At 72.0% G+C, this 10297-nt stretch carries 10 protein-coding genes; 1 reads left to right on the forward strand and 9 read right to left on the reverse strand.

Annotated elements, in window-relative coordinates; translation table 11 throughout:
- Nucleotides 1–18: 18 nt before the first annotated feature.
- The 5 genes from ACH45N_RS27955 to ilvD all read right to left on the reverse strand — a co-directional run bounded on the left by ACH45N_RS27955 (nt 19) and on the right by ilvD (nt 5425).
- Complete coding sequence (locus ACH45N_RS27955) at nt 19–984, reverse strand: ATP-binding cassette domain-containing protein (protein WP_397399596.1); 966 nt, start codon at nt 982–984, stop codon at nt 19–21.
- Nucleotides 981–1829, reverse strand: coding sequence for an ABC transporter permease (locus tag ACH45N_RS27960; RefSeq protein ID WP_397399598.1), 849 nt, complete (start codon nt 1827–1829; stop codon nt 981–983). Before ACH45N_RS27960 ends, ACH45N_RS27955 begins: the two co-directional genes overlap by 4 nt.
- Nucleotides 1822–2640, reverse strand: coding sequence for an ABC transporter permease (locus tag ACH45N_RS27965; RefSeq protein ID WP_397399600.1), 819 nt, complete (start codon nt 2638–2640; stop codon nt 1822–1824). The genes ACH45N_RS27960 and ACH45N_RS27965 overlap by 8 nt, the downstream gene beginning before the upstream one ends.
- Nucleotides 2641–2694: 54 nt before the next feature.
- The gene (locus ACH45N_RS27970; protein WP_397399602.1) at nt 2695–3366 is read right to left on the reverse strand and encodes a VOC family protein; all 672 of its coding nucleotides are present in this window, start codon (nt 3364–3366) and stop codon (nt 2695–2697) included.
- Between the two features lie 196 nt (nt 3367–3562).
- Nucleotides 3563–5425: a dihydroxy-acid dehydratase gene (ilvD, locus tag ACH45N_RS27975; protein WP_397399604.1), complete on the reverse strand. Its 1863-nt coding sequence runs from the start codon at nt 5423–5425 to the stop codon at nt 3563–3565.
- 206 nt (nt 5426–5631) lie between these two features.
- Here ilvD and ACH45N_RS27980 point away from each other — a divergent pair, with 206 nt between their 5' ends.
- Entirely contained in the window at nt 5632–6066 is a 435-nt protein-coding gene (locus tag ACH45N_RS27980) for a CBS domain-containing protein (protein ID WP_397399606.1), read from the forward strand.
- 49 nt (nt 6067–6115) lie between these two features.
- On the opposite strand, the gene ACH45N_RS27985 is transcribed toward ACH45N_RS27980, so the two are convergent.
- The 4 genes from ACH45N_RS27985 to gatC are packed head-to-tail and all read right to left on the reverse strand — an operon-like array spanning nt 6116 to nt 10097.
- Nucleotides 6116–6700: a GNAT family N-acetyltransferase gene (locus ACH45N_RS27985; protein ID WP_397399608.1), complete on the reverse strand. Its 585-nt coding sequence runs from the start codon at nt 6698–6700 to the stop codon at nt 6116–6118.
- Nucleotides 6701–6740: 40 nt separating this feature from the next.
- Nucleotides 6741–8261 (reverse strand): Asp-tRNA(Asn)/Glu-tRNA(Gln) amidotransferase subunit GatB, encoded by a 1521-nt coding sequence (gene gatB / locus ACH45N_RS27990; RefSeq protein ID WP_397399612.1) that lies wholly within the window; start codon nt 8259–8261, stop codon nt 6741–6743.
- Nucleotides 8258–9799, reverse strand: a complete 1542-nt coding sequence (gene gatA / locus ACH45N_RS27995; RefSeq protein WP_397399614.1) for an Asp-tRNA(Asn)/Glu-tRNA(Gln) amidotransferase subunit GatA — start codon at nt 9797–9799, stop codon at nt 8258–8260. The genes gatB and gatA overlap by 4 nt, the downstream gene beginning before the upstream one ends.
- 1 nt (nt 9800) lies before the next feature.
- Nucleotides 9801–10097, reverse strand: coding sequence for an Asp-tRNA(Asn)/Glu-tRNA(Gln) amidotransferase subunit GatC (gatC, locus tag ACH45N_RS28000; protein WP_020013625.1), 297 nt, complete (start codon nt 10095–10097; stop codon nt 9801–9803).
- Nucleotides 10098–10297: the final 200 nt, after the last annotated feature.

Here is a 10297-nt window from a genome sequence, read left to right on the forward strand (position 1 = left end):
CCGGCGGCACCCGGCCGGCTACCGCCGCGTGGCGCGGTAGATCTCGCGCACCACGTCCTCGATGTCCGGCTCGGCGATCGACAGGTCCAGCACCTCGGCGCGCTCGGAGATCGCGGCGAGCACCCGCGCCGCCGTCGTGCGCTGCGGGTCGAAGGCGAACCGCTGCCGCAGGCCGTCCGAGTCGCTGCGGACGTGCTCCGCACCCGGCACGTCGGTGAGGTCGGGGGTCGCGACGGCGAGGTCGACGACGAGCTCCCGCCGGGCGCCGACCGTGCGCGCGAGCCCGTCGAGCGTGCCGTCGAACGCCAGGCGGCCGTGGTCCACCACCAGGATCCGGTCGCACAGCCGCTCGACGTCGCCCATGTCGTGCGTCGTCAGCAGCAGCGTGGTGCCGTGCTCGCGCCGTTGCGCCCCGAGGAACTCGCGCAGGCGCTGCTTGGACAGCACGTCCAGGCCGATCGTCGGCTCGTCGAGGATCACCAGGTCCGGGCGGTGCAGCAGCGCGGCCGCGACCTCGGCCCGCATGCGCTGCCCCAGGGAGAGCTGCCGCACGGGCGTGGCCAGGAACTCCCCCATCTCCAGCATGTCGACCAGCTCGGCGGTCCGGGCGCGCTCGTCGGCCGCGGTCAGGGAGTGGATCGCGGACAGGATCGAGAACGACTCCCGCACCGGGAGGTCCCACCAGAGCTGCGAGCGCTGCCCGAACACCACGCCGATCCGGCGGGCGAGCGCGCGCCGCTGCTTCAAGGGGTGCAGCCCCATGGTCGTCACGGTGCCGCTCGTGGGCACCAGGATGCCGACGAGCATCTTGATGGTCGTCGACTTCCCGGCCCCGTTCGCGCCGATGTAGCCGACGGACTCGCCCGCCTCGACGGTCAGGTCGAGGTCGTCGACGGCGACGTGCCGCGAGCGCCGCAGCCGGTTCCCGCGTTCCGGCCGCCCGGTGAACACCCGGGTCAGCCCCTCGGTCTCGATGACGTTCATCCACCCGCTCCTCGGTAGTGACGAAGGCCCCACCGCCAGGACAGCCCCGCGACGACAACCGCCCAGAGCGCCGCGACCGGCGCCAACCAGCCCAGCCAGACCGGCAGACCCGCGACGCCCGGCGTGCCGAGCAGCGTGGAGACCGGCAGGAAGGCCGCGAACGCCACCGGGAAGACGACGCCGAAGACCACGAGCAGGCTGCGCGGCCACACGCTCGTGGGCTGCGTGGCCGCGTACCGCCCGCCGTACACGAACGCGTTGGTCATCTCGGCGCCGTTGACCAGGAAGAACTGCAGCCCGGCCGCCGTGACGAACTGGGCCGTGAAGATGACGAAGCCGCTGGCCAGCGCGAGCAGGAGCAGCCCGACGGTGCCGGCGGTCCAGTCGATGTCGTTGAGCACCAGGCCGACCGTGAGCGACGTGGCGCCCACCAGGCAGCGCCCGATCCGGCGCAGGCTGAGGTCGCTCGTGACGAGCTGCGCCAGCACCGGCTGCGGGCGCAGGAAGAACACGTCGAGCGTGCCGGCGCGCACGTACAGCGGCAGGTTGTCGCAGTGCCCAGCCACCAGGTCGGCCAGGGAGAAGGCGAGGTCGGACAGGCCGAACACGAGCATGATCTGCGCGAGCGTGAACCCGCCGATCTGGTCGGTCGCCGAGTAGAGCACCCAGATCTCGCCGAACTCGACGAGGCCGACGATCAGCGCACCGACGAGGTCCAGGCGGAAGCTGGCACGGTGGCTCGCCTGCGAGCGCGCCCGGCTGGCGACCACGGCGCGATAGGCGCGCAGTGTCTCACCCAGCGCCTTCGTGTGGCTGAGCCTGCGGCTCCGCTCCGGCTCACCCACCCTGCACCTCCAGCCGGCGGCGTCCCGCCCGCGTGGTGAGGTGCCCGACGGCGAGCACGATCGCGAGCCACAGCGCCTGCACGCCGAGGTGCTGCCAGGCGCCGGCCCCGGTGACCTGGCCGGAGAGCACGTCGACCGGGAGCTGCATCATCGACGGGAACGGCGTGAGCAGCGCGAACGTCAGCAGCCAGTCCGGGAACAGGTAGATGGGCGTGTAGAGGCCGGCGAACAGCCCGGAGAACGACATGTAGAACACGGCGACACCACGGGACTCCACGAGCCAGAAGCCCGACGTGCCCACGGCGTAGACGCAGGCGTGCGAGACGGCGATGCCGAGCAGCAGGCTGATCAGGCCGAGCGCGTAGGCGCTCGGGTCGGACGGCAGCACCATGCCGCCGATGACGACCCCGATGAGCACGCTCGGCAGCCCGCGCGGCAGCAGGCCGAACAGCCCCTTGCCGACGTCGGTCAGCACGTGCGAGGCCTGGACGCTCACGGGCCGCAGGAAGTCGACGGCGACGTCGCCGGACTTGATCCGGGTCTGCAGGTCGCTGCCGCCCCAGAAGTTCACCGACCCGAGCAGTCCCTGCCCCAGCCAGACGAACGCGGCCATGCTGCCGGCGGTGTACCCGGCCAGCTCACCGCCCGAGCTCTCGACCGCGGCCCCCATGATCGAGCCCTTGAGCACACCGAACGTCGCGTTCGCGACCAGGCCGGCGAGGGTCGCGAGCGGGTAGGCGGACTGCCCGCGGAAGCCCGCCAGGAGGAACCGCCAGTAGGGGTTCCGGGCGGGTGGGGTGAGCGGGCGCACAAGCGCGAGACACTACCCGTCCCCGGGCCGGGGTTCATCCTCTTTTTCGGTGGGTCAGAAGTCGCCCTGCCAGGTGCACACGCAGGCCTCGTTGCCCTCGGCGTCGGCCAGCACCCACCACGACGGCGCGTACTTGTCCGTGACGAGCCGCCCGCCCGCGGCGACCGCCGCCGCCACGCGCGCCTCGGCCAGGTCGTGCGGCACCCAGACGTCCACGTGGATGCGGTTGCGCTGCTCCCGGCGCTCGTCGCTCTGCTGGAACCAGAACAGCGGCTCGCGCCCGTCCGTGTCGACCAGCCGGCCCGCGGCCGTGTTGCCGCCGCGGTAGGGCTGCGCCTCGTGACCCAGCACCGCCTGCCAGAAGGCCTGGACGGCAGGCCCGACCACGGCGTCGACCGCGATCGCCACCTCGCGCAGCCCGGTCACGTCCGCCGCGACGCCCACGTTGCGGGCGGCGGCCGAGATCGCGCGCGCGAGGCCGAGATCCCGCTCGGACAGCCCGCCGATGTCGTGCGACCACGTCCGCACCGTCACGCTGCCGTAGCGCAGGTCGACGTCGGGATGATGGTTCGCGGCCTCGGCGAGCTCACCGATGCGGGCGACCAGCACCAGCCCGGTGGCGAACGAGCCGGTGGTGAACCGCGCGAGCGCCGCGTCGTGGAGCACCCGCCAGTCCTCCGTGCCTTCCGCCGCGGTGAACTCGGCGGCGGTGATCTCGTCACTCATGGGTCGCGCCCTCTTTCGTGCGTCCTGCGGTCCGGGTCCCACCACCATGGCACGAGTCACCGACACCCGACAGGCCCCCTGGCGTCCCTCCTGGCGTCCCTCCTGGCGTCCCCCTGGCGTCACCGCTCGTCAGTGCGTCGCCCGACGGCGGACCCGGCTTCAGGTCCGCCGTCGGGCAAAGGGTCACGCCCGGGCGTCAGCCGCGCCGCAGGCGCGCGACGTCGCGCACGGCCCCACGGTCCGCCGACGTCGCCAGGGCCGCGTAGGCCTGCAGCGCCGGGGACACGTACCGGTCGCGGGCGACGGGCTGCCAGGGCCGCTCGGACGACTCCATCTTGGCGCGCCGCTCGGCGAGCACCTCGTCCGGCACGTTGATCCGGATCAGCCGGGTGTCGACGTCGATCTCGATCTCGTCGCCGTCCTCGACCAGGCCGATGGTGCCGCCCGCCGCGGCCTCCGGGGAGACGTGCCCCACGGAGATGCCGCTGGACCCGCCGGAGAACCGGCCGTCCGTGATCAGCGCGACGACCTTGCCCAGCCCGCGGCCCTTGATGTACGAGGTGGGGTAGAGCATCTCCTGCATGCCCGGCCCGCCGGACGGCCCCTCGTAGCGCACGACGACGACGTGGCCCGGCTCGACCTGCTTGGTCAGGATCTTCTCGACGGCCTCGTCCTGCGACTCGCAGACGAGCGCCTTGCCCACGAAGTGGAAGACGTCGGGGTCGACGCCCGCCGTCTTGAACACGGCGCCGTCCTCGGCGAGGTTGCCGCGCAGCACGGCCAGTCCGCCCTCGACGGTGTACGCGTGCTCGACGTCGCGGATGCAGCCGCCCGCGCCGTCGGTGTCGAGCGTCTCCCACTGGTTGTTCGTGGAGAACGCCTTCGTGGTGCGCACGCCGCCCGGCGCGGCGTGGAACAGGCCGAGCGCCCGGTCGGTGGCCTTGCCGCCGCGGATGTCCCAGTCGTCGAGCCACGCGCGCAGCGTCGGCGTGTGCACCGACGTGACGTCGTGGTCCAGCAGGCCGCCGCGGTCGAGCTCGCCCAGCAGCGCGGGGATGCCGCCCGCCCGGTGCACGTCCTCCATGTGGTAGTCCGGGTGGTTGGGCGCCACCTTGGACAGGCACGGCACCCGGCGGCTGATGTCCTCGATGTCGGCGAGCGTGAAGTCGACCTCCGCCTCCTGGGCGGCGGCGAGGATGTGCAGCACCGTGTTGGTGGAGCCGCCCATGGCCACGTCGAGCGCCATCGCGTTCGCGAACGCCGCCTTGGTGGCGATCCCGCGGGGCGCCGCGGAGTCGTCCTCGTCCTCGTAGTACCGGCGGGCCAGGTCCACGATGGTGCGGCCGGCCTCCAGGAACAGCTCCTTGCGGGCGGCGTGCGTCGCCAGCGTCGAGCCGTTACCCGGGAGCGACAGGCCCAGGGCCTCGGTCAGGCAGTTCATCGAGTTCGCGGTGAACATGCCGGAGCACGAGCCGCACGTGGGGCACGCGTTCTCCTCGACGAGGCCGAGCGCGGCGTCGTCCACGTTCTCGTCCGCCGAGTAGTTGATCGCGTTGATCAGGTTCAGCGGCGTCTTCGCGACGCCGTTCGCCACCACCGCCTTGCCGGCCTCCATGGGGCCGCCCGACACGAAGATCACCGGGATGTTCAGCCGCAGCGCGGCGTTCAGCATGCCCGGCGTGATCTTGTCGCAGTTCGAGATGCAGACGAGGGCGTCGGCGGTGTGCGCCTGGACCATGTACTCCACGGAGTCCGCGATCAGGTCGCGGCTCGGCAGGGAGTAGAGCATGCCGGCGTGGCCCATCGCGATGCCGTCGTCGACGGCGATGGTGTTGAACTCCTTGGCGACGCCACCGGCCTCGCGGATGGCCGAGGCCACGAGGTCGCCCATGTCCTTGAGGTGTACGTGCCCCGGTACGAACTGCGTGTACGAGTTCGCGATCGCGATGATCGGCTTCCCGAAGTCCTCGGAACCCATGCCGGTGGCGCGCCAGAGCGCGCGGGCTCCGGCCATGTTGCGGCCGTGGGTGGACGTCCGGGAGCGCAGGGGACGACTCATGACTGTTCAGCTCCTTCGATGCTGGGTGGCCGTGCGCGATGCGGGCGAACGGCCTCGTCACGCTACCTCCGGTCCGCCGGGACCGACAGGCGGCGTCCACAGGGTGACCCCCTCACCCCTGGGGAAATTTCGCCCGGTGCCGTACCGTCGTAGTCAGGAGGCCGCAACGACGCGGTCTCCGCCGTGCACTCGATGGAGGTATCCCGATGCGAGTGACAGAGGCTCTGCGCCGCAAGGGTGGCTCCGTGGTCACCATCGCCAAGGACCGGAGCGTGCGCGAGCTGCTCGCGGTCCTCGCCGAGCACCGGATCGGCGCCGTCGTGGTGTCCGACGACGGTGTCACCGTCGACGGCATCGTCAGCGAGCGCGACGTCGTGCGCCGACTGCACTCGGACGGGGACGACATCCTGGACGGCACGGTCGAGGCGATCATGACGGTCGCCGTGCACACCTGCGGCCCCGACGCCACGCTCGACGAGCTCATGCCCGTGATGACGGAGCACCGCGTGCGGCACGTGCCCGTGCTCGTGGACGCGCGGCTCACGGGGATCGTGAGCATCGGCGACGTGGTCAAGCACCGGATCGCCGAGGTGCAGGCCGAGCGGGACCAGCTCACCGCCTACATCACCGGCGGCCCCTGACCCGGGACGGGACAGGGGCCGGGACAGCTGGGCCGGGACCCGGCGGCGCTCAGTCCCGCAGCGCCCGGTACTCGTCCTCGAGGATGCTCATCACGATGGCGTCCGCCCAGGTGTCGCCGTCGCGGTAGACGTCCCGCAGCCGGCCCTCCTGGCGGAACCCGAGCGACTCGTAGAGGGCCTGGGCGCGCGGGTTGATGCTGAGCACGTCGAGGCTCACCCGGTGCAGGTGCGGGCCGGGATCACCCTCGACGCCCTCGAACGCGAACCGCAGGACCTCGTCGATGGCCTCCCGGCCGTACCCGCGGCCCCGGTAGTTCGGCAGGAGCTGGAGCCGCAGGTTGGCCGAGCCGACGGCCTCGTCGAGGTCGTTCAGCACGATCTCGCCGATCATGTCGTCGCTGATCGGCTTGCCGTCCCGGACGGCGGCCGGGCAGATCGCCCAGTCGTACCGGCCGGGCCGGTCGCTGACGGTGCGCGCCCACTCGTCGATCTGGTCGCGCGTGAAGACGGCGGTGGTGCCGGTCAGACGGGTGCCCTCCGGGTCCTGGACTGCCTCCCACAGGCGCTCCGAGTCGCGGGCCTCGATGGGCCGCAACCGGGTCATGTCGCCGTGCAGGAGGGGTCCGCGGGTCACCGGCCCGGCCTCGCAGCCGGGATCGGCACCGCTGGAGCCGTCACAGCCCGATCCGATCCAGCACGAGCTCCCGGACCCGCTTGGCGTCGGCCTGGCCCTTGGTCGCCTTCATGACGGCGCCGATGATCGCGCCGACCGGACCCTGGTTGCCCCCGCGGACCTTCTCGACGATGTCGGGCTGAGCCGCCAGCGCCTCGTCGATCGCGGTGAGCAGGGCGCCGTCGTCGGACACGACCTCGAGGCCGCGGGCCGCGACGACCGCCTCCGGGTCGCCCTCGCCGGCGAGCACGCCGTCGAGCACCTGGCGGGCGATCTTGTCGTTGATCCGGCCGGACTCCACGAGCTGCTGGAGCTGCGCGATCTGCGCCGGGGTGACGGACAGGTCCTCGAGCGAGACCTCGTCCTGCTTCGCCCGGCGGGCGAGCTCGCCCATCCACCACTTGCGGGCGCCCGCGGCGCTCGTGCCGGCGGCGACGGTCGCCTCGATGAGGTCGATCGCACCCGCGTTGACGACGTCGCGCATCTCGGCGTCGGCGTAGCCCCACTCCCCCTGGAGCCGACGGCGGCGCGCGACCGGGAGCTCCGGCAGGGTCGCCCGGATCTCCTCGATCCACTCGCGGCTCGGGGCCACGGGGACCAGGTCGGGCTCGGGGAAGTAGCGGTAGTCCTCGGCGTCCGACTTCACGCGGCCCGACGACGTGGTGCCGTCCTCCTCGTGGAAGTGGCGCGTCTCCTGGATCACCGGCAGCCCGGCGTCGAGCACGCCCGCCTGGCGGGACACCTCGTAGCGGACCGCACGCTCGACCGAGCGGAACGAGTTCACGTTCTTGGTCTCGGTGCGCGTGCCCAGGGGCGACTCGGGCGTGGGCCGCAGCGACAGGTTCACGTCCGCGCGGACGTTGCCGCGCTCCATGCGGGCCTCGGAGACCCCCAGCGAGCGGAAGATGTCGCGCAGCGTCTGCACGTAGGCCCGCGCGACCTCGGGGGCGCGGTCGCCGACGCCCTCGATGGGCCGCGTCACGATCTCCACCAGCGGGATGCCGGCGCGGTTGTAGTCCACCAGCGAGTACTCGGCGCCCTGGATGCGGCCGGTCGAGCCACCCACGTGGGTGTTCTTGCCGGCGTCCTCCTCCATGTGCGCGCGCTCGATCTCCACGCGGAACACCGCGCCGTCCTCCAGCTCGACGTCGATCCAGCCGTCGTAGGCGATCGGCTCGTCGTACTGCGACGTCTGGAAGTTCTTCGGCACGTCCGGGTAGAAGTAGTTCTTCCGGGCGAACCGGCAGCTCTCGGCGATGCTGCAGTTCAGCGCGAGGCCGATACGGATCGCGTACTCGACGGCCTTGCCGTTGACCACCGGCAGCGCGCCCGGCAGGCCGAGGCTCACCGGGGTCACCTGGGTGTTGGGCTCGCCGCCGTAGGCGACCTCGGCCGCGCAGAACATCTTGGTGAGCGTACCGAGCTCCACGTGCACCTCGATGCCCAGCACCGGGTCGTAGCGGCGGACGGCGTCCTCGTAGGCGACCAGGCTCGTGGCCGTGGCGGTCGACGGTGCGGTCATCGGGCGAGCTCCGTGGTCTTGAGTTCGGGTGCCTGGTTCAGGAGGGGGCCGCCCCAGCTGCTCTCGAGGGCTGCCTCGAGGGCGGCGCCGACGCGGTACATGCGGTCGTCCGCCTTGGCGGGGGCGAGGATCTGGAAGCCGACGGGCAGGCCGTCGTCCGAGAGGCCGTTCGGCAGCGACATCCCGGGGACCCCGGCAAGGTTCGCGGGGATGGTCGCGACGTCGTTGAGGTACATCGCCAGCGGGTCGTCGAGCTTCTCGCCGAACTTGAACGCCGTGGTCGGCGCCGTGGGCGAGACCAGCACGTCGGCCTGCTCGAACGCGGCCGCGAAGTCGCGCTGGATCAGCGTGCGGACCTTCTGCGCGCTGCCGTAGTAGGCGTCGTAGTAGCCCGCGGACAGGGCGTAGGTGCCGAGGATGACGCGACGCTTGACCTCGTCGCCGAAGCCCGCACCGCGCGTGGCGCCCATGACGCGCTCCGCGGTGACCGGACCCTCGGCCGGCTCGACCCGCAGGCCGAAGCGCATGCCGTCGAACTTGGCCAGGTTGCTGGACGCCTCGGCGGGCATGATCAGGTAGTACGCGTCGAGCGCGTACGTGAAGCTCGGGCAGGACACCTCGACGATCTCGGCGCCGAGTGCGCGCAGCTGGTCGAGCGACTCCTCGAACCGCGCGGAGACGCCGGCCTGGTAGCCCTCGCCCGAGAGCTCCTTGACGACGCCGACGCGCAGGCCCTTCAGGTCGCCCTTCGCGCCCTGCTGGGCTGCGGCGACGACGCCGGGGACCGGCTCGTTGATCGACGTCGAGTCGTGGTGGTCGTACCCGCCGATCAGCTCGTGCAGCAGCGCGGCGTCGAGCACGGTGCGGGTCACGGGGCCGGCCTGGTCGAGCGACGACGCCATGGCGATGAGGCCGTAGCGGGAGACGCCACCGTAGGTGGGCTTGACGCCGACGGTGCCGGTGACGGCGCCGGGCTGGCGGATGGAGCCGCCGGTGTCGGTGCCGATCGCGAGCGGGGCCTCGAAGCCGGCCACCGCGGCGGCGGAGCCACCGCCGGACCCGCCGGGGATCCGGTCGAGGTCCCAGGGGTTCTTCGTGTTGCCGAACGCCGAGTGCTCCGTCGAGGAGCCCATGGCGAACTCGTCCATGTTGGTCTTGCCGAGGATCGGCAGGCCCGCGGCCTTGATGCGCTCCACGAGGGTCGCGTCGTACGGCGGGACCCAGTGCTCGAGGATCTTCGACCCCGCGGTCGTCGGCAGGCCCTTGGTCACGACGACGTCCTTGACCGCGATGGGCACGCCCGCGAGCGGGTGCAGTTCCTCGCCGGCGGCGCGCTTCGCGTCCACCTCGGCGGCCGTGGCCAGCGCCTCCGCGGAGGAGACGTGCAGGAACGCGTGCAGGTCGCCGTCGACGGCGGCGATGCGGTCCAGGTGGGCCTGCGTAGCCTCGACGCTGGTGAGGGTCTTGTCGCGCAGCGCGGACGCGAGGTCGGACGCGCTGAGCCGGGTGATGTCGTTCGTCATGTCGCTGGTACCCATCTCACTCTTCGCCAAGGATCTGCGGGACGGCGAACCGGCCGTTCTCCTGCTGCGGGGCTCCGGCCAGGACGTCCTCGACCGGCAGCGGGGCCTCGGGCACGTCGTCTCGGAACACGTTGGTCAGCGGGAGCGGGTGGCTCGTCGCGGGCACGTCTGCGGTGGCGACCTCGCTGATGCGAGCGACCGACTCGACGATCACGTCGAGCTCACCGGCAAGGCGGTCGACCTCGTCCGGTCGCAGATCGATTCGTGCCAGCGCAGCCACGCGCGCGACCTCGTCGCGGGAGATGGTGGACATGGCCGCCAGTCTAGTCGCCGCACGGCCTCGGCTCGCCCGGATCCCCGCCCGTCGCGTGTGAAATCTTCCCCGGAAATGCAGGAAGGGGGTGGGGTCAGGGTCGCTGTTGCGACCCTGACCCCACCCCCTTGCTGGGAATGGTTGTCCGGCGGCCGGCAAAACACCCACCCCCACACCACGGCAGTAACATAGGCCCGTTA

This window comes from Promicromonospora sp. NPDC019610, assembly GCF_044389365.1.
Classification (GTDB): Bacteria; Actinomycetota; Actinomycetes; order Actinomycetales; family Cellulomonadaceae; genus Promicromonospora.